Raw genomic sequence first — 18,075 nt, forward strand, 5'->3', positions numbered from 1 at the left:
AGCATCTGATGCAACTGAGCAGTCACAGCCTGGTCAACGGTGCGCCGATCGACCGTGAGTTCGCCGCCGGCGATGCCGCCGGCTTCGCCCCCGACCGCAACCCGCACCTGGCCTGGAGCGGCGTGCCCTATGGCACCCGCTCGTTCCTGCTGGTGTGCGTGGACCCGGACGTGCCAACGGTACCGGAGACGGTCGGCCGCGATGACATGAGCGTGCCGCGCGATCAGCCGCGCTGCGATTTCGTGCACTGGGTGATGGCCGACATTCCGGCCTCGGTGCAGGAGATCGCCGCTGGCAGCTGCAGCGATGGTTTCGTGGTGAAGGGCAAGACCGCGCCGGCCGGCCCGGCCGGCAGCCGCCAGGGCCTGAATGATTTCACCGGCTGGTTCGCCGGCAATCCGGACATGGCCGGTGATTACCTCGGCTACGACGGCCCGTACCCGCCGTTCAACGACGAGCGCGTGCACCGCTACTTCTTCCGTGTGTTCGCGCTGGATGTGACCACGCTGTCGTTGCCGGAACGCTTCACCGCCGCCGATGCGTACCGTGCAATGCACGGCCACGTACTGGCCGAAGCGGCGCTGCACGGCACCTACACGTTGAACCCGGCGTTGGCCTGATAACAGCCTTCGGGTAGTGCCGGCCGCTGGCCGGCATCCGCTGTACGTGGCAGCCGGCCAGCGGCCGGCTCTACCCACCAGCGAAGAAGGGCGGCCAGTGGCCGCCCTTCTTCATTTCGCCGGCAGCGGCGCGGGTTTGAATATCGCCGTGTCGCCATGCGTGTTGCGCAGGATCAGGCTGCCGTTGTCGTCCAGTGCGAGGGTCGGGGCCGGTCGGCCATTGACCAGCACGCTGGCACGCCGTTGCTGCTCGACAACCTCGGCAGGTATGCAGCCGGCTGTGGTAACGACGCCGTTCTCCAGGATCAACCGGTCGCCCTGCAGGTGATACTGGCTGCTTGCGTAGTTGCACAGGTTCAACTCGCTCATGTAGCCGGGCTGGAAGCGCAGCGTGTACGGCGCCCGGCCCCTGACGAACAACGCGTCGATACGCTTGCCCTGCGCGTCGGTGGCGCGCGTGAGCTGCCACGGATGGGCTTCAAGCTGGTCGGTGGTGGGTGTGCTGGCGGCGCGTGCACTGCTGCCAATGCCAATGCCGATGGCCAGCCAGGCCAGTGTGAGCATGTACGTCCGTTTCATGCCGATCTCCCTGATGCATGTGGGTAATACCGGCCGCTGGCCGGCATGTTCCGCAGGTCGCCTGAGCTGTGTGCAGCCGCCGGCCAGCGGCCGGCCCTACCCACAACGAAGAAGGGCGACCTCGCGGCCGCCCTTCTGCATTACTTCTTCTCGATGGCCGACTCGACCACCATGTCCAGCACGTACGCCTGCGACGGCGCATCGGCCGGCGGGTTCTTCACTTCGTAGCGCTTCACACGCACCACGTTGCGCACGCCGTCTTCGTGGGTGTAACCCTCGATGTTGCCGTAGAAGTTCTCGAACTTGCCCGGCTCGCCCTGCTTCCGGCCCTTGTCGTCGAACTTCACTTCGCGCACCTGCAGGCACTGGTAATCCGGGATCAGCGGGTGCGAGCACTTCTCGGTCTTCGCAGCCACTTCCAGGAACACGGTTTCGCCGGCGCCGCCATAGCGCGTTTCAGCGGTCGGTTCCGGGTTGAACACCAGCACGTCGCCCTTGGCGGTGGTCAGGGTCAGCACGCCGTTGGCATCCTGTTCGGCCTTCAGTTCGCCCTGCAGACGGCTGGAGACGGCTTCGTCCAGCGCCATCAGCGCCTTGTCGGTGCAGGCCATCATGGTCGAGGCCATCGCGCTCACGCTCAGCTTGCCATCGGCCAGGGTGTAACCGCCGCCCATGCGGTTGCAGGTGTTGCTGACCGACAGGCGGCCATCAACGAAGTCCAGGGTGACCGGCTTGTCTTCGCGGGCAAACAGCGCATCGATGCGCTTGCCATCGGCCGCGGTGGCCTGCTGCAGCAGCCAGTGCTGGCTCTGCAGGCGCTGCGCATCCAGGTGTGCCAGCGCCTTCTGGTCGCCGGCCTTGGCCGCGGCCGGGGCCAGATCGTCACCGCCGGTACCGGCCGGGGCAGGGGTCTGGCTGCAGGCGGCCAGCAGGGCCAGCGGGAGGAGCAGGGTGAGCTTGCGGTTCATGGTGATTCTCCTTGGGGAACCGAGGGGGAAACGGACCGGGGCCGGCAACGGGGTTCCCGTGCCCCGGCGCTGTTCAGCTGCCGGACGGCAACCACAGCAGCAATGCAGCGCCCAGGGCGATGCGGTAAATCGCGAACGCCGTGAAGCGATGCGACTTGATGTAGCCCATCAACCACTTCACTACGACGAAGCCGGTGATGGCTGCGGCAAGGAAGGCCACGCCAACGTCGGTCCAGTTCTCGCTGCCCAGGTTCCCTTCCTTGGCCAGTTCCAGGAAGGTGTAGGCGCTGGCGGCGAACATGGTGGGAATGCCGACCAGGAACACGAACTCGGCAGCGGCCGCGCGGCGGCTCAGGCCCAGCAGCATGGCCAGGAAGATCGCCGAGGCCGAGCGCGAGGTACCGGGGAACACGCCGGCCAGCACCTGCGCCAGGCCAACACCGATGGCCACCGTCCAGGTCACCTGGTCGCGATCGGGCAGGCGCGCGGTATAGGCCTCCACCAGCAGCATCCAGATGCCGCCGATGATCAACGCCCAGGCCACCGGGCTGACGGTTTCCGGCAGCGACCAGCCGGCCTTGCGCACCACCAGGCCGACTACTGCGGTTACCAGGAAGGCCGCGCCGAGCTTGAACACGTACTCGCGGTTCTCGCGCTGGCCGAAGCCGGTGGCCAGCTGCAGCAGGCGCTGGCGGAACACCAGCACCACGGCCAGGATCGCACCGGCCTGGATGATGATGTTGAAGAAGTCCGATCGCGCGCCCAGCCAGTGCTGGGCGATCAGCAGGTGGCCGGTGCTGGAGATCGGCAGGAATTCGGTCAAGCCTTCGAGGATGCCCAGCAGCAGGGCGGAGAGCAGGTCGGACATGGACGGTGCGGGCGCTGGCGGCGGAAGAAGCCCGAGAGAATAGACGATCCATGCCGCACCAAACGGGTGCGTGCGGCAATCCGCGCACCCGTTTGGTGCAAGTGCGTCTGCACCGCGCTGGGGCAGGCGCTTTGAAATCAACAACTTGTGAAGGCCGAAAAGTTGGCACGGTCGTTGCTGTACCTCAGCAGGCATTCATTCCCATCCGAGGTCGTACCGATGTCCGTGGAAAACGTTGAGAAGCTGATCAAGGACAACCAGATCGAGTTCGTTGATCTGCGTTTCGTCGACATGCGTGGCGTCGAGCAGCACGTCACCTTCCCGGTCAGCATCATCGAGCCGTCGCTGTTCGAAGAAGGCAAGATGTTCGATGGCAGCTCGATCGCCGGCTGGAAGGGCATCAACGAATCGGACATGGTGCTGCTGCCCGATACCGCCAGCGCCTACGTCGACCCGTTCTATGCCGATCCGACCATCGTGATCAGCTGCGACATCCTCGACCCGGCCACCATGCAGCCGTACGGCCGCTGCCCGCGCGGCATCGCCAAGCGCGCCGAGGCCTACCTGAAGTCCTCCGGCATCGCCGAAACCGCGTTCTTCGGCCCGGAGCCGGAATTCTTCATCTTCGATTCGGTCCGTTTCGCCAATGAAATGGGCAACACCTTCTTCAAGGTCGACTCGGAAGAAGCGGCCTGGAACAGCGGCGCCAAGTACGACGGCGCCAACAGCGGCTACCGTCCGGGCGTGAAGGGCGGTTACTTCCCCGTTCCGCCGACCGACACCCTGCACGACCTGCGTGCGGAGATGTGCAAGACCCTGGAACAGGTCGGCATCGAAGTGGAAGTGCAGCACCACGAAGTGGCCACCGCCGGCCAGTGCGAGATCGGCACCAAGTTCAGCACCCTGGTGCAGAAGGCCGACGAACTGCTGCGGATGAAGTACGTCATCAAGAACGTCGCCCACCGCAACGGCAAGACCGTCACCTTCATGCCCAAGCCGATCGTCGGCGACAACGGCAGCGGCATGCACGTGCACCAGTCGCTGTCCAAGGGCGGCACCAACCTGTTCTCCGGTGACGGCTACGGCGGCCTGAGCCAGCTGGCGCTGTGGTACATCGGCGGCATCTTCAAGCATGCCAAGGCCATCAACGCCTTCGCCAACTCGGGCACCAACAGCTACAAGCGCCTGGTGCCGGGCTTCGAAGCCCCGGTGATGCTGGCCTACTCGGCGCGCAACCGTTCGGCCTCGTGCCGCATTCCGTGGGTGTCCAACCCGAAGGCGCGCCGCATTGAAATGCGCTTCCCCGATCCGATCCAGTCGGGCTACCTGACCTTCACCGCGCTGATGATGGCCGGCCTGGACGGCATCAAGAACCAGATCGACCCGGGCGCACCGAGCGACAAGGATCTGTACGACCTGCCGCCGGAAGAAGAGAAGCTGATCCCGCAGGTCTGCTCCTCGCTGGACCAGGCGCTGGAAGCGCTGGACAAGGACCGCGAGTTCCTCAAGGCCGGTGGCGTGATGAGCGATGACTTCATCGACGGTTACATCGCGCTGAAGATGCAGGAAGTGACCAAGTTCCGCGCGGCGACCCACCCGCTGGAATACCAGCTGTACTACGCCAGCTGACCGGCTGCGATGGCGGTGGGTACCCCCTCCCACCCGCCGCCATCGCATCCGTCTTTGCGGCTGGGGAGCCGCAGGGCGGGCTCCGGCCCGCCGTGGTAGAGCGGACCGTTGGTCCGCTGCATTGGAAACGCGGGCCCTTGGCCCGCAGATCCAGGGGCAAGAGAGAGACCGGACACGCGACATGGGCCGCCCTCCCTCCCGCGTCGGCCGTGCAAGGAGAGAGGCACGGCTGTCCCGGCCCGATTCGTGTCCGGTGCAACAGCCACGGCCATCACCACGATGGCCCGTGGTTGCCTGATGCCATCGCGCGTTCGCGCGCTGGCCCCATCCACCATCGGGACATGCGCATGAAACTGATCTCCGCCATCATCCGACCGTTCAAGCTCGACGAGGTCCGCGAGGCCCTGTCCGATGCCGGCGTGTCGGGCATCACCGTGACCGAAGTGAAAGGCTTCGGCCGCCAGAAGGGCCACACCGAGCTGTATCGCGGTGCCGAGTACGTTGTCGACTTCCTGCCCAAGATCAAGATCGAAACCGTGGTCACCGACGAACGTGCCGATGCGGTGATCGAAGCGATCCAGTCGTCTGCAGGCACCGGCAAGATCGGCGACGGCAAGATCTTCGTGACCGCTGTCGAGCAGGTCATCCGCATCCGCACCGGCGAAATCGGCGCCGACGCGCTGTAAGCCCCCTTCCGGAGACTCCCCCATGAAGATGCGCCTTCTTACCGGGTGGCAAGCCCGGTTCCATCTGGTGTGCCTGCTGATGCTGTTCAGTGCGCTGGCCGCCGGTGTCTGGCCAGGCAGTGCACATGCCCAGGCCCAGGTCACGCCGCTGCAGAGCGAGGCCGTGGCCGTCGAGCCCTTGCAGGACCCGACCGCCGCTGCGCCTGCGGCTGCCGAAGCGGTGGCCGCGCCCGCCTATGACCATGGCGACGTCGCCTGGATGCTCACCTCCACCCTGCTGGTGCTGCTGATGGTGGTACCGGGCCTGGCCCTGTTCTACGGCGGCCTGGTGCGTTCGAAGAACGTGCTGTCGGTGCTCAGCCAGATCCTGGTGGTGTTCTCGCTGGTGCTGCTGTTGTGGGTGGCCTATGGCTACAGCGCAGTGTTCAGCGCCGGCAATCCGTTCTTCGGCTCGTTCACCGAATTCGCCTTCCTCAAGGGCTTCACCCCGGAGTCGGTGGGCAACACGCCGATCAAGGGACTGCCGGACTACCTGTTCGTCGCCTTCCAGTCGACCTTTGCCGGCATCACCACCGCGCTGATCGTCGGTGCCTTCGCCGAGCGCATCAAGTTCCGCGCGGTGCTGCTGTTCTCGGCGCTGTGGTTCACCCTCAGCTACATCCCGATGGCGCACATCGTCTGGGGCGGCGGCTACCTGGGCGAACTGGGCGCGATCGATTTCGCCGGTGGCACCGTGGTGCACATCAACGCCGGCGTGGCCGGTCTGGTGGCTGCATGGTTCGTCGGCAAGCGCCTGGGCTACGGGCAGACCGCGTTGAAGCCGCACAACGTGCCGTTCACCTATATCGGCGCGATGCTGCTGTGGGTCGGCTGGTTCGGCTTCAATGCCGGTTCTGCCGCCGCCGCCGACACCGTCGCCTCGCTGGCCTTCCTCAACACTGTGCTGGCGACTGCTGCAGCGGTGCTGGGCTGGACGCTGGTTGAAGCGATCAGCAAGGGCAAGCCGTCGGCACTGGGCGCGGCCTCGGGTGCGGTGGCAGGCCTGGTCGGCATTACCCCGGCGTGCGGTACCGTCGGCCCGCTCGGTGCGATCGTCATCGGCCTGGTTGCCGGCGTGGTCTGCGTGTGGGGCGTGACCGGCCTCAAGCGTCTGCTGAAGGTGGACGACACCGCCGACGTGTTCGGTGTGCATGGCGTGGGCGGCATCGTCGGTGCGATCCTCACCGGTGTGTTCAGCGCGCAGTCGCTGGGCGGCACCAAGGCCGATCTGGATATCGGCCACCAGGTGTGGGTGCAGGTGGTCAGCGTCGGCCTCACCGTGCTGTGGTCGGCCGTGGTGACCGCAGCCATCCTGCTGCTGGTCAAGGTGGTGGTCGGCCTGCGGGTCACCGAGGAGGCCGAGCGTACCGGCCTGGATGTGACCTCGCATGGTGAATCGGCCTACGAGGCCTGATGCATCTACATGGTGGGTGCCGACCGTTGGTCGGCACTGCACCTGCTCTGGTAGGTGCCAAGCTTGCTTGGCACTGCTCCTGCGCTGGATTGCTCCTGCTCTGGTGGGTGCCGACCGTTGGTCGGCACTGCATCTGCTCTGGTAGTTGCCAAGCTTGCTTGGCACTGCTCCTGTGCTGGACTACTCCTGCTCTGGTGGGTGCCGACCGTTGGTCGGCACGGTCGGTGGCCCAGCCACGCATGGCGTCGCTCTACTGCATCGTCCGGGCTTATCGCGCACAATCGGGGCATGCACCCGATCCGCACTTCCCTGATGCTCTCGGCCTGCCTGCTGCTGGCCGCCTGTGCCTCCACGCCGCAGGAAACCCGCAACCCGCTTGCCACCTGGGTGCCGTCGCCGAACCAGAACGCGCGCACGCCGGTCATCATCGTCATCCACCACACCGAGCAGAAATCGGTGCAGCAGAGCCTGCACACGCTGCGTACCGCCAACAGCGGCGGGCGGGTCAGTGCGCATTACCTGATCGGCGCCGATGGCCATCGCTACCAGCTGGTGGCCGATGAGCGCCGCGCCTGGCACGCCGGTTCCGGGCGCTGGGGCACCATCACCGATCTGAACTCCGCGTCCATCGGCATCGAGCTGGACAATGACGGTCGTACGCCCTTCAGCCCTGCGCAGATCGAATCGCTGATCGTGCTGCTGCGCGACCTCACTGACCGGCTGAACATCCCACCGCGACAGGTGATCGGTCACGCCGACCTGGCACCGACGCGCAAGGAAGATCCCAGCCGCTTCTTCCCGTGGCAACAGTTGGCCGAAGCCGGTTTCGGCGTGTGGCCGCGCGCTGCCGATGGTGCTGCGCCGGAAGGCTTCGATGCATGGGCCGCGCTGGCGCGCTTCGGTTATCCGCTCGACAACCGCGAAGCAGCGGTACGGGCGTTCCACCGCCGTTTCCGTGGCAGCGACACCCTGCCGAAAACACTCGACGCCGAAGACGCGCGCATCCTGCATTCGCTGTTGCTGCAGACCCCGTAGCCGGTAGCGCCGGGCCATGCCCGGCGAGCGCACCGCGCGGGATCCGCTTCTCGCCGGGCATGGCCCGGCGCTACCCAAGGTTGCCGCGCCACCATCGGCCCCACTACATTGCGACGATGATCACTGTTACGTCGCCGCGCGCGCTCCTCACTTTCTTGGCCGTTGCCCTGCTTGCCGGCTGCGCCACCACGGGCACCCGGCCTGAAGCGCCGGCCGCTGCCAAGCCCGCTGCCGCCACCTACGCCAAGGTCGACTGGAAGGCTCTCCCGGCCGTGACCGATGCCGACCTGCAGGCCGGCTTCGCCGCTTGGCGCAGCAGCTGCACCCGCCTGAAGAACGATGCGACCTGGGCCAAGCCCTGCGCGACCGCCAGCACCGTGTCCGACAAGGACGCCAGCGCGGTCCGCGCATTCCTGCAGCGCGATCTCGATGTCTATTCCCTGCGCGCCGGCGGCCATCGCGCCGACGGCCTGATCACCGGCTACTACGAACCCATCTATCCGGGCAGCCTCACCCGTACCGACACCGCCACCGTGCCGGTGTACGGCACCCCCGATGATCTGGTGGTGGTGCAGCTGGACAGCGTCTATCCCGAACTGAAGGGCAAGCGCCTGCGCGGTCGCGTGGAGGGCAAGGTGCTCAAGCCCTACGACGATGCCGGCAGCATCGCCAGCAGGGGGGCCAAGGCGCCGGTGCTGGCCTGGCTGACCGATCCGATGGACCTGCAGCTGCTGCAGATCCAGGGTTCGGGGCGGGTGCGCCTGGCCGATGGCAAGCAGGTGCGGCTGGCCTATGCCGAACAGAACGGCCACCCCTATCGCGCGATCGGCCGCTGGCTGGTGGAGCAGGGCGAGCTGAAGAAGGAAGACGTCACCATGGACGCGATCCGCGCGTGGGCGAAGGCACATCCGACGCGCGTACCGGAACTGCTGCGCAGCAATCCCAGCTACGTGTTCTTCGTGCGCAGCGCGGACAGCCCGGAAGGTCCGCGTGGTTCGTTGAACGTGCCGCTGACCGCCGGCTACAGCGTGGCGGTGGATCGCACCGTGGTGCCGCTGGGCAGCCTGCTGTGGCTGTCCACCACGCGCCCGGACGGCACGCCGGTGGTGCGCCCGGTGGCCGCGCAGGACACCGGTGGCGCCATTGCCGGTGAGGTACGCGCCGACCTGTACTGGGGCAGTGGCGATGCCGCCGGCAAGCTGGCCGGCGACATGAAGCAGCAGGGCAACCTGTGGCTGCTGTGGCCGAAGGGTGTGGCGTTGCCGCAGTAGGTCAGCAGGGGGCAGATCCCCCTCCACAGGAAAGGGATCTGACCCCCATATGCCTGATAATGGCGCCATTCCGAACTTTCCGGTCGCGCATGCGGCCAGGACCCATGCAATGAAATACGCAAAGAACAACGCAAAATCCAACACGAAGAAGTACTACAAGCACTGGGCCGAATCGGGCCTGGGCAAGGGCAACGTGCTGATGGAAGCCCGTGGCGAGAAGATCGTGCGCCAGGTGGAAATCTACGGGGCAAAGGTCGTGTGGGCCGATGAAACCGGCCAGAGCGATGACCGCTTCGTGCTGGCCGACCAGCCGGTGTCGTTCATGGACTTCGACGAAGACGACGAGATCAGCGCGCGCGAGTTTGAAATTGCCTGGAAGAAGGCCCGGGAAGCCACCGGCTATCCCGTCTAAGGTCGGGGGAGCTGCAGTCATCGGATGGCTGGCGGAATCGAAATGTTATAAAGTTTCATTTCCAGCCTCCCGCCCGCCCCCTGATGAAGACTCCCACGCTGGTGGCCGCGCTCGCGGCCGCCCCGTTCGCCCCTGAAGCATTCGCCCAGTCCGCCGACGCCGCGCTCACCCTGGGCAAGGTCGATGTGCACCAGCACAGCGAGGGGCAGCTGAGCGCACACCAGGTGCTGACCTCGGTGGACGTGCTGGGCGCGGACCAGATCGAAAACCGCAACGTGTCGCACAGCTGGGAACTGCTCGGGCAGATGCCCGGCATCCAGCTGACCGAAACCCGGCAGGGCGCCGAGTCGGGCAAGGTCAGCTTCCGCGCCTTCAACGGCGAGGGCTACCTCAATGCGATCAAGACGCTGATCGACGGCATCCCCAGCAACGTCAACAGCGGCAACCAGCGCTTCATCGACATGCTGTTCCCGCTGGAAATCAGCTACATCGAAGTGGTGCGCGGTACCAACGATCCGCGCTACGGCCTGCACAACATCGGCGGCAACGTGAACTTCGGCACGCGCCAGGGTGGCACCTACACCGACGGGCGACTGGCCTATGGCAGCTACAACACCCGCGATGTGCAGCTGGCGGTGGGCCGCGAAGCCGACGGCTTCGCGCAGAACTACTTCGTCGGTACCCAGGCCAGCGACGGCTACCGCGACCACGACAGCTCGAAGAAATACGCGTTGGGCGGCAAGTGGTTCTTCGGCTCGCTGGAGGAGGGGCTGCGCATCGGCCTGACCGCGCGCGCCTACCATCATCAGGCCGACGAACCCGGTTTCATGACGGCGGAAGAGCTGCATGCGGGCCGCCGCCGCAGCGACCTGCGCAACGCCAATGACGGCGATGACCGCGACATGCGCCAGTTCGCCGCGCACCTGGACATGAAGCTGTCCGACGCGGTGACCTTCGGCACGCGGCTGTACTACAACCGCTATGAAGACGATCGGCGTGTGACCTTCAGTGACCTGCCCAGCGGTAACCTGCCGCGCCAGCGTCGTGTCTGGGACGAGCGCCAGGCAGGCCTGCTCGGCACGCTCACCTGGCAGGCCAGCCCCATGCTTACCGTGGAAGGCGGGCTGAACTACGAGCAGCAGGACAACGGCTACCGTCGCGAGCGCTACGCCTACGCCGAGCCCACCGATTTCAGCCAGGCACCGGCACGCGTGCAGAACAACGACCGCCACAGCTTCGACAACTGGGGCGCCTACGTGCAGGCCATCTACCAGCCGGTCGAAGCGTGGAAGATCGTGCCGGCCTACCGCGTGGACCGTTTCAGCGGCCACACCCGGCTGATGAACGGCGCCAACGGCCGCCTGCAGGACTACGGCAGCATCGGCCAGCCCAAGCTGAGTGTCATCCACAGCCTGGGTGAGCACACCCACGTCTACGCCAACTGGGGCCGTACCTTCCAGGTGCTGACTGGTTCCACCGCGCCGGCCTACCTCACCCCGGGGCAGGCACCGATGCAGCCCTCCACCAACACCGGCATGGAGCTGGGCCTGAAATTCCAGCCCTTCGTCGGCAGCCAGGCCCGGCTGGTGGTATGGCAGCAGGACGCGGAAAACGAAGTGTCCAACATGCCGGCCACCGGCACCACGGTCACGCTGGGCAAGACCCGCCGCCGAGGCGTGGATGCGCAGATCAGCGCGCAGCTGGGTGACGCGTGGACGCTGTGGGCCTCGCATGCCTACCAGGAGGCGAAGATCACCCGCGACGACCGCGCCGCTGGCGTGACCCTGCAGGGACGCGAAGTGGCCGCCACCCCTCGCCACATCAGCAACCTCGGCCTGGACTACCAGGCCAGCGATGCCCTGCAACTGGGCCTGCAGGCGCGCGCGCAGGGCGATTACTACCTGGAAGAGCGCAACGCCACTGGCAAGTTCGGCGGCTTCGCCGTGCTCGACCTCAGCGCGAAGTATCAGATCACCCCGGCCTGGAGCGTGGACCTGCAGCTGAAGAACGTGACCGGCCGCGAGTATGCCTACGCGTGGTACGACAGCTTCTTCTGGGACAGCGCCCGGCCGATGTTCTCGCCCGCCCCGGGCCGCGCGGTCTTCGTCGGCCTCAACATGAAGCTGTAACCGCAAAGCCGGTAGTGGTCGAGCTTGCTCGACCTGCAGGGGTCAGAGCCCTTTCCTGACGGAAAGGGATCCGACCCCGGACCCCGCAGCGCAAGGGGTCAGATCCCTTTCCGCGAGGAAAGGGCTCTGACCCCACACCCACGTTTTGCACTACATTGGTGCAATGTCCGACCCCGCGCCCCCGCCGTCCCTCGATGCCCTCGGCACGCCGCTGGCCTGGGCCGGGCCCGATGGCCGCATCGCCGGCTGCAACCCGGCCTTCGCGCGCTGGCTGGGCGTCAGCGGCCGGCGCCTGCTCGGTCAACCCTTGGCCGCGCTGGAAGTGCAGGGTGAGGCGCTGGCCCATTTCCTGGCCCGCGACGAGCGCGACAGCCTGCGCCTGAACCGGCTGGCGTTGGCGCTGCCGGGCGAAGCCGCGCGTTTTGCCGAAGGCTGGATGAGCCGCCGCGACGATGGCGGCTGGCTGCTGGAGGCGCATCCGGTCGATGAGTTCCCCGGGCTCGACCCGACCCAGGCCCTGCCCAGCGCGCTCAGCGCAGCGCTGAAGGGCCTGGCGCACGAACTGCGCAATCCGCTGGCCGGGTTGAAGGGCGCCGCACAGCTGCTGGCCCGCCGCGCGGCGCAGCGCGATGCCAGCGAACGCGAACTGATCGACCTGATCGGCTCGGAGATCGAGCGGCTCAATGGCCTGCTCGAGCAGCTGCTGTCACCGGCACCCGCCGCGCCACATGCGGCGCTGAACATCCACGCCGCGTTGGAGCGGGTGCTGCGCCTGGCCGAGAACGAGGCCGGCTGGGCGGTGCGCCTGCAGCGCGACTATGACCCCAGCATCCCCGAATTCGATGGCGACGCCGATCGCCTCACCCAGGCGGTATGGAACCTGGTGCGCAATGCCATCCAGGCCGGTGCCGGCAACATCACCCTGCGCACCCGCGTTGAACACGGAGTGCGCATCGCCGAGCAGCTGCACACCCTGGCGTTGCGGCTGGAAATCGCCGACGACGGCCGTGGCGTGCCCGAAGAACTGGCCGAACATCTGTTCCTGCCCCTGGTCAGCGGTCGCGCCGAAGGCACCGGCCTGGGCCTGGCGCTGGCCCAGCAGGTCGCGCGCGAGCATCGCGGCACGCTGACCTACCGGTCGCGCCCGGGCCATACCGTATTCACCCTGCTGCTGCCGATCGGCAACGGCACCGCCGCCGCCGAGGAGGCCCCGCGCGATGTCTGAGTCTTCCGCGTCCCCGCCGTGCATCTGGGTGGTCGACGATGACCGCGCCGTGCGCTTCGTGTTGTGCACCGCGCTGCGTGAGGCCGGCTACCGGGTGGTCGACTTCGACAGCGCCGCCCCCGCACTGCAGGCGCTGGCTGATAGCCCGCCGCCTGCGCTGCTGTTCACCGACGTGCGCATGCCCGGCGACGATGGCCTGGTGCTGCTGGACAAGCTGAAGGCCGCGCTGCCGCAGCTGCCGGTGGTGGTGATGTCGGCCTACACCGACGTCGCCAGTACAGCCGGTGCGTTCCGCGGCGGTGCGCACGAGTTCCTGTCCAAGCCGTTCGATCTGGACGACGCGGTGGCACTGGCCCAGCGCGTGCTGCCTGCGGTGGCGCCGGCCATGGCCGCGCCGACTCCCGCCGCAGAAGCCGCCAGCGACCAGCCGCCGCAACTGGTGGGCGATACGCCACCGATGCGCGCGCTGTTCCGCGCCATCGGCCGCCTCGCGCAGGCGCCATTGGCGGTGTTGATCATCGGCGAAACCGGTACCGGCAAGGAGCTGGTGGCCAACGCGCTGCACCGCGAATCACCGCGTGCGCAGCATCCGTTCGTCGCGCTGAACACCGCCGCCATTCCCGCCGAGCTGCTGGAAAGCGAGCTGTTTGGTCATGAAGCGGGTGCGTTCACCGGCGCGCAGCGGCGCCACATCGGCCGCTTCGAGCAGGCCAACGGCGGCACCCTGTTCCTCGATGAAATCGGTGACATGCCGTTGCCGTTGCAGACGCGCCTGCTGCGCGTGCTCGCCCAGGGCGAATTCTTCCGCGTGGGCGGACGCGAACTGATCCGCGTCGACGTGCGCGTGGTCGCCGCCACCCACCAGGATCTGGAAGGGCTGGTCGCGCAGGGAAAATTCCGAGCCGACCTGCTGCACCGCCTGGACGTGGTGCGCCTGCAGCTGCCGCCGCTGCGCGAGCGCCGCGAGGACATCGCGCAACTGGCCACCACGTTCCTGGCGGCTGCCGCGCGCAGGCTCGATACGCCGCCCAAGCGGCTGACCGCCGCCGCCCTGCAGGCGCTGCGCGAGCACGACTGGCCGGGCAACGTCCGCGAACTGGAAAACGTGTGCTGGCGCATGGCCGCACTGGCCGCCGCCGACACCATTGGCGTGGCCGATGTCGATACCGCGCTCAACCGTGCCCGCAGCCGGCGCAGCAGCACGGCCGCCGGTGACCCGGGCCAATGGGAAGCGCTGCTGTCCGAATGGGCACGCCGGCAGCTGGCCGAGGGCACCGAGGGCCTGCACGCGCAGGTGCGCGAACGGGTCGACCACGCCCTGTTGGAGGCCGCCCTGCAGATCACCCACGGTCGTCGTGCCGAAGCCGCCGCGCGCCTGGGCCTCGGCCGCAATACGCTTACCCGCAAGCTGGGCGCCGGTCGCCGCCGCGGCGGCCATTGAACGGTGCCTGCACGCGATCCTCGCACCCGCTTGCCGAACTGTTGATCCTCCATGGACGATGCCGTCCGTAGTGTTACCTGCAAGGAGTCCTCGATGCGTTTGTCCTTCGCCCTTCTGCCGCTGTCCGCTGCCGTGCTCCTGTCTGCCTGTGGCAGCGCACCGAAGAAGCCGCAGCCCACGCCGCCGCCGGTGGTTACCACGCCCGTGGCCCAGCTCGCCGAAGCCAACCTGGCGCCAGCCTCGGCCAGCATCGTCAGCGGCCGTCTGGTGTTGAAGACCGAAAGCGGTGGCGTGCACTTGACCGGCCTGGTCGGCGGCCTGCAGCCGATGCAGCAGGCCGGCTTCCACATCCACGAGCGCGGTGACTGCAGCGCGGTGGACGCCAGCAGCGCCGGCAACCACTTCAATCCCGCCGGCGTCGCGCACGGTCGTGCCGGCAGCGGCAAGCACCACCTCGGTGACATCGACAACCTGCAGGCAGACGCGCAGGGCCGCGCCAACATCGATGTGCACCTGAAGAGCGTTACCCTGGGCGGAGGCGCCGCCACGGATATCGCCGGGCGTGCACTGGTCGTGCATGCCAGGGCCGACGACTATCGCAGCCAGCCCGCCGGCAATGCCGGCGTCCGCATCGCCTGCGGCGTGATCCGGGTAACCCGCTGATCACACCACCGGCATTTCCCAAGGAGAGTTTCCATGCGTCTGATCCACACTTCGCTGTTCGCGGCCATCGCTGCACTGGGCCTTGCCGCCTGCAACCAGCAGCCGGCAGCACCGGCAGCCGAAGCCCCGGCCACCACCCCGGCTGAAGGTTCGGCAGCGCCGGCCGACCCGGCCACTGCACCGGCTACCGCAGCGGCCCCGGCAACCGATGCCTCGGCCACTGCCGAACTGGCACCGACCCAGGGCAATGAAACCAAGGGGTCGATCACCTTCAAGCTGGTCGACGGCAAGGTGCATGCGTCCGGCCAGATCAGTGGCCTGAAGCCGGGCAGCGAGCACGGCTTCCACATCCACGAGAAGGGTGACTGCAGCGCGCCGGACGGCATGAGCGCCGGCGGCCACTTCAATCCGGGCAAGCAGGACCACGGCAACGTGGCCACTGATCCGCACCACGGTGGCGACATGCCCAACATCAAGGCCGACGACAAGGGCGTAGCCACCATTGATGGTCCGGTGTCGAGCAACGTCAACATCGGCAAGGGTGATGATTTCGACATCATCGGCCGCGGCCTGATCGTCCACGCCGACGCGGACGACTACAAGACCCAGCCGACCGGCAACGCCGGTGCGCGACTGGCGTGCGCGGTAATCAACAAGGCACCGTAAGAAAACGAAAACGCCGGCGCAAGCCGGCGTTTTTCAGTTGATCCGCCGGGCATGGCCCGGCGCTACCGTATTCCGTGGGTAGCGCCGGGCCATGCCCGGCGGCATTACCTGGTCGTCAGCGCGCCAGCAGTTCGCGCGCGTCCTGGCCGGCTTCGCAATGCACGAACAGCACCGGCACACCGTGCGCTTCCAGCACCGCGGCCATCTGCCGCTGGCGCATCAGGAACTGCTCGTAGATGCCCTGCAGGCGCTCGCAGTCGCCCTTGCCGTGGTTGTAATGCGCGCACCAGCCGGCAGGGTCGAACAGCGCCATGCGCGCTTCGCCCTGCGTATAGCGCAGCAACGGCTCGGGCGCGTCACTCAGCCACTCGTCCTGGCCCGGGGCCATGATCGCGGTTTCAATCAGCGGCCACAGCGCGGCCAGTCCCTGGTTGTCGTACTGCATCGACATCATCGCGGCCAGATCGTTCACGGTGAAATAGCGTGCGTGCTCCACGCGTGCACCGAACGTGTTCTGTGCCATCAGCGCGGTATCGGCATGGGCCATGCCATTGGCCAGCAGCACCTCTTCCAGGGCATCGGCCACGGCTGTCGTGGTGGCCACGTCGGTACCGGTCAGCAGGAACGGCACCACCCGCAGGCCACCACCAACCAGGCTTGCGTCGGCTTGGAAAGGCAGCGGCACATCACCGCTGGCATCGGCGCCGAAGGCCAGCACGCGCGGGCCCTGGTTGCTACCGGGCGCGCGCATCTGCAGTTCTTCCAGGCGGCGATGGATCGGCCAGCCGGGGCGAAGCACTTCGGCCGGATCGAAATGGGCGGCGGCGAACACCAGGTCCAGCTCGGCCACCTGTGGCACCAGCTTTGACAGGTCGCGGCCGACGCGTTCGGCCAGTTCACCGGCCTGTTCAGCGCTGAGCACCGCCTGGCGGGGGATTTCGCCGCCGGCCAGTTCCAGGGCCAGCACGCCAAGGGCATTCATCGCAGGGTCGGGTTTGCTCATGGTTCCACGGTTGGCCCATCACAGGGCGGCAGCTACACTTGGCCCCATTATGCCTGCTCTGTCGTGCAGGCCATGTTGCAGACACCCTCATCCATGCCAGGTATCTCCATGCCCAACGCTCGTCCCGTCGCCATCCTCGGTGGCGTCCGCATTCCGTTCTGCCGGCAGAACACCGCGTATTCGGATGTCGGCAACCTCGGCATGTCGGTGCGTACGCTGGGAGCGCTGGTCGAGCGCTTCGGCCTGCACGGCCAGCAGCTGGGCGAAGTGGCGATGGGTGCGGTCATCAAGCACTCCAGCGACTGGAACCTGGGCCGCGAAGCCACGCTGTCCTCGGGCCTGTCGCCGTTGACCCCCGGCATCACCCTGCAGCGCGCCTGCGGCACCTCGCTGGACAGCATCATCACCGTTGCCAACAAGATCGCCCTGGGCCAGATCGAGTCCGGCATCGGCGGTGGTTCGGACACCACCTCCGACGTGCCGATCGTGTACGGCAAGAAGCTGCGTGCGCGCCTGCTGGCGGCCAACCGTGCCAAGAGCACCGGCGACAAGATCCGCGCACTGACCTCCGGCTTCAAGTTCGCCGAGCTCAAGCCGGAGTTTCCGGGCGTGGCCGAGCCGCGTACCGGCAAGAGCATGGGCGACCACTGCGAGGACATGGCCAAGGAGTGGAACATCTCGCGCGACTCGCAGGACGAGTGGGCGGTGTCTTCGCACAAGAAGCTGGCCGCAGCCTATGAGCGCGGCTTCTTCAATGACCTGATCGCACCGTTCCGCGGCGTCGAGCGCGACAACATCCTGCGCGCCGACACCTCGCTGGAAAAGCTGGCGACGCTGAAGCCGGCCTTCGACAAGGTGTCCGGCCGCGGCACCCTGACCGCTGCCAATTCCACCCCGCTGACCGATGGCGCCGCCGCCGTGCTGCTGGCCAGCGAAGAGTGGGCACGCGCGCATGGCCACGAGCCGCAGGCCTACCTGCGCGACGCACACGTGTCGGCCGTCGATTTCGTGCACGGCGAAGGCCTGTTGATGGCGCCGACCGTGGCCGTGCCGGAGATGCTCAAGCGCAACGGCCTGACCCTGCAGGACTTCGACATCTACGAGATCCACGAAGCCTTCGCCGCACAGGTGCTGTGCACCCTGCGTGCGTGGGAGAGCGAGGATTACTGCCGCAACCGCCTCGGCCTGGATGCGCCGATGGGTCGCATCGACCCGGACAAGATCAACCTGCTGGGTTCGTCGCTGGCCACCGGTCACCCGTTCGCCGCCACCGGTGCACGCGTGATCGCCACGGCGGCCAAGCAGTTGGCCGAGCGCGGCGGTGGCCGTGCGCTGGTGTCGATCTGCACCGCCGGCGGCATGGGCGTGGTGGCGATCGTCGAACGTTGAACGCCACGCGGTAGTGCCGGCCGCTGGCCGGCAACGTT

The 18,075-nt window shown here is 67.2% G+C and carries 17 protein-coding genes; 13 read left to right on the forward strand and 4 right to left on the reverse strand.

From position 1 onward, the window contains the following. Positions 1-8 precede the first annotated feature (8 nt). Positions 9-620, forward strand: coding sequence for a YbhB/YbcL family Raf kinase inhibitor-like protein (locus AC3WTC_RS06275; protein WP_492711062.1), 612 nt, complete (start codon positions 9-11; stop codon positions 618-620). Positions 621-731: 111 nt separating this feature from the next. Here the strand turns inward: AC3WTC_RS06275 and AC3WTC_RS06280 are convergent, their stop codons facing one another. The 3 genes from AC3WTC_RS06280 to AC3WTC_RS06290 form a co-directional block, all read right to left on the reverse strand. Further along, entirely contained in the window at positions 732-1,199 is a 468-nt protein-coding gene (locus tag AC3WTC_RS06280; RefSeq protein ID WP_033832702.1) for an META domain-containing protein, read from the reverse strand. Positions 1,200-1,339: 140 nt separating this feature from the next. Further along, on the reverse strand, positions 1,340-2,167 hold the full coding sequence (locus AC3WTC_RS06285; RefSeq protein WP_492711065.1) for an META domain-containing protein: 828 nt from the start codon (positions 2,165-2,167) through the stop codon (positions 1,340-1,342). A gap of 73 nt (positions 2,168-2,240) precedes the next feature. Next, positions 2,241-3,035: an undecaprenyl-diphosphate phosphatase gene (locus tag AC3WTC_RS06290; protein ID WP_033832703.1), complete on the reverse strand. Its 795-nt coding sequence runs from the start codon at positions 3,033-3,035 to the stop codon at positions 2,241-2,243. 219 nt (positions 3,036-3,254) lie between these two features. Here AC3WTC_RS06290 and glnA point away from each other — a divergent pair, with 219 nt between their 5' ends. From glnA to AC3WTC_RS06345, 11 genes are all read left to right on the forward strand, one after another. Next, entirely contained in the window at positions 3,255-4,664 is a 1,410-nt protein-coding gene (gene glnA, locus AC3WTC_RS06295; protein WP_010487206.1) for a type I glutamate--ammonia ligase, read from the forward strand. Positions 4,665-5,011: 347 nt separating this feature from the next. Beyond that, positions 5,012-5,350: a P-II family nitrogen regulator gene (locus AC3WTC_RS06300; protein WP_004134334.1), complete on the forward strand. Its 339-nt coding sequence runs from the start codon at positions 5,012-5,014 to the stop codon at positions 5,348-5,350. Positions 5,351-5,372: 22 nt separating this feature from the next. Next, a complete protein-coding gene (locus AC3WTC_RS06305; protein ID WP_033832704.1) occupies positions 5,373-6,803 on the forward strand; it encodes an ammonium transporter in 1,431 nt (476 codons plus the stop codon). Positions 6,804-7,091: 288 nt separating this feature from the next. Further along, positions 7,092-7,838 carry an N-acetylmuramoyl-L-alanine amidase gene (locus tag AC3WTC_RS06310; protein WP_140227947.1) on the forward strand — a complete coding sequence of 249 codons (747 nt, stop codon included), beginning with the start codon at positions 7,092-7,094 and terminating at the stop codon, positions 7,836-7,838. A gap of 116 nt (positions 7,839-7,954) precedes the next feature. Then, complete coding sequence (gene mltA / locus AC3WTC_RS06315; RefSeq protein WP_492711077.1) at positions 7,955-9,109, forward strand: murein transglycosylase A; 1,155 nt, start codon at positions 7,955-7,957, stop codon at positions 9,107-9,109. 109 nt (positions 9,110-9,218) lie between these two features. Further along, positions 9,219-9,521: a hypothetical protein gene (locus AC3WTC_RS06320; protein WP_033832709.1), complete on the forward strand. Its 303-nt coding sequence runs from the start codon at positions 9,219-9,221 to the stop codon at positions 9,519-9,521. A gap of 83 nt (positions 9,522-9,604) precedes the next feature. Continuing rightward, positions 9,605-11,650 (forward strand): TonB-dependent receptor, encoded by a 2,046-nt coding sequence (locus tag AC3WTC_RS06325; protein ID WP_492711079.1) that lies wholly within the window; start codon positions 9,605-9,607, stop codon positions 11,648-11,650. Positions 11,651-11,813: 163 nt separating this feature from the next. Continuing rightward, the gene (locus AC3WTC_RS06330) at positions 11,814-12,875 is read left to right on the forward strand and encodes a two-component system sensor histidine kinase NtrB (RefSeq protein ID WP_033832857.1); all 1,062 of its coding nucleotides are present in this window, start codon (positions 11,814-11,816) and stop codon (positions 12,873-12,875) included. Then, the gene (gene ntrC / locus AC3WTC_RS06335) at positions 12,868-14,316 is read left to right on the forward strand and encodes a nitrogen regulation protein NR(I) (RefSeq protein ID WP_492711082.1); all 1,449 of its coding nucleotides are present in this window, start codon (positions 12,868-12,870) and stop codon (positions 14,314-14,316) included. The genes AC3WTC_RS06330 and ntrC overlap by 8 nt, the downstream gene beginning before the upstream one ends. Before the next feature lie 93 nt (positions 14,317-14,409). Continuing rightward, positions 14,410-14,979 carry a superoxide dismutase family protein gene (locus AC3WTC_RS06340; RefSeq protein ID WP_492711084.1) on the forward strand — a complete coding sequence of 190 codons (570 nt, stop codon included), beginning with the start codon at positions 14,410-14,412 and terminating at the stop codon, positions 14,977-14,979. Positions 14,980-15,012: 33 nt separating this feature from the next. Next, positions 15,013-15,645, forward strand: coding sequence for a superoxide dismutase family protein (locus tag AC3WTC_RS06345; protein ID WP_301867359.1), 633 nt, complete (start codon positions 15,013-15,015; stop codon positions 15,643-15,645). 115 nt (positions 15,646-15,760) lie between these two features. Here AC3WTC_RS06345 and AC3WTC_RS06350 read toward each other — a convergent pair whose 3' ends face one another. Continuing rightward, the gene (locus AC3WTC_RS06350; RefSeq protein ID WP_093820883.1) at positions 15,761-16,648 is read right to left on the reverse strand and encodes a hypothetical protein; all 888 of its coding nucleotides are present in this window, start codon (positions 16,646-16,648) and stop codon (positions 15,761-15,763) included. 93 nt (positions 16,649-16,741) lie between these two features. Between AC3WTC_RS06350 and AC3WTC_RS06355 the strand changes: the two genes are divergently transcribed. Continuing rightward, entirely contained in the window at positions 16,742-18,037 is a 1,296-nt protein-coding gene (locus tag AC3WTC_RS06355; RefSeq protein ID WP_088100805.1) for an acetyl-CoA C-acetyltransferase, read from the forward strand. Positions 18,038-18,075: the final 38 nt, after the last annotated feature.

The sequence above is a fragment of the Stenotrophomonas sp. FW305-C-20-S1 genome (genome assembly GCF_058783335.1).

Coding starts and splice junctions, on each gene's coding strand:
- AC3WTC_RS06330 (WP_033832857.1), top strand. CDS start 11,814: ATGTCCGACCCCGCGCCCCCGCCGTCCCTCGATGCCCTCGGCACGCCG.
- AC3WTC_RS06355 (WP_088100805.1), top strand. CDS start 16,742: ATGCCAGGTATCTCCATGCCCAACGCTCGTCCCGTCGCCATCCTCGGT.
- AC3WTC_RS06340 (WP_492711084.1), top strand. CDS start 14,410: ATGCGTTTGTCCTTCGCCCTTCTGCCGCTGTCCGCTGCCGTGCTCCTG.
- AC3WTC_RS06345 (WP_301867359.1), top strand. CDS start 15,013: ATGCGTCTGATCCACACTTCGCTGTTCGCGGCCATCGCTGCACTGGGC.
- AC3WTC_RS06310 (WP_140227947.1), top strand. CDS start 7,092: ATGCACCCGATCCGCACTTCCCTGATGCTCTCGGCCTGCCTGCTGCTG.
- AC3WTC_RS06290 (WP_033832703.1), bottom strand. CDS start 3,035: ATGTCCGACCTGCTCTCCGCCCTGCTGCTGGGCATCCTCGAAGGCTTG.
- glnA (WP_010487206.1), top strand. CDS start 3,255: ATGTCCGTGGAAAACGTTGAGAAGCTGATCAAGGACAACCAGATCGAG.
- AC3WTC_RS06325 (WP_492711079.1), top strand. CDS start 9,605: ATGAAGACTCCCACGCTGGTGGCCGCGCTCGCGGCCGCCCCGTTCGCC.
- AC3WTC_RS06280 (WP_033832702.1), bottom strand. CDS start 1,199: ATGAAACGGACGTACATGCTCACACTGGCCTGGCTGGCCATCGGCATT.
- mltA (WP_492711077.1), top strand. CDS start 7,955: ATGATCACTGTTACGTCGCCGCGCGCGCTCCTCACTTTCTTGGCCGTT.
- ntrC (WP_492711082.1), top strand. CDS start 12,868: ATGTCTGAGTCTTCCGCGTCCCCGCCGTGCATCTGGGTGGTCGACGAT.
- AC3WTC_RS06320 (WP_033832709.1), top strand. CDS start 9,219: ATGAAATACGCAAAGAACAACGCAAAATCCAACACGAAGAAGTACTAC.
- AC3WTC_RS06305 (WP_033832704.1), top strand. CDS start 5,373: ATGAAGATGCGCCTTCTTACCGGGTGGCAAGCCCGGTTCCATCTGGTG.
- AC3WTC_RS06275 (WP_492711062.1), top strand. CDS start 9: ATGCAACTGAGCAGTCACAGCCTGGTCAACGGTGCGCCGATCGACCGT.
- AC3WTC_RS06285 (WP_492711065.1), bottom strand. CDS start 2,167: ATGAACCGCAAGCTCACCCTGCTCCTCCCGCTGGCCCTGCTGGCCGCC.
- AC3WTC_RS06350 (WP_093820883.1), bottom strand. CDS start 16,648: ATGAGCAAACCCGACCCTGCGATGAATGCCCTTGGCGTGCTGGCCCTG.
- AC3WTC_RS06300 (WP_004134334.1), top strand. CDS start 5,012: ATGAAACTGATCTCCGCCATCATCCGACCGTTCAAGCTCGACGAGGTC.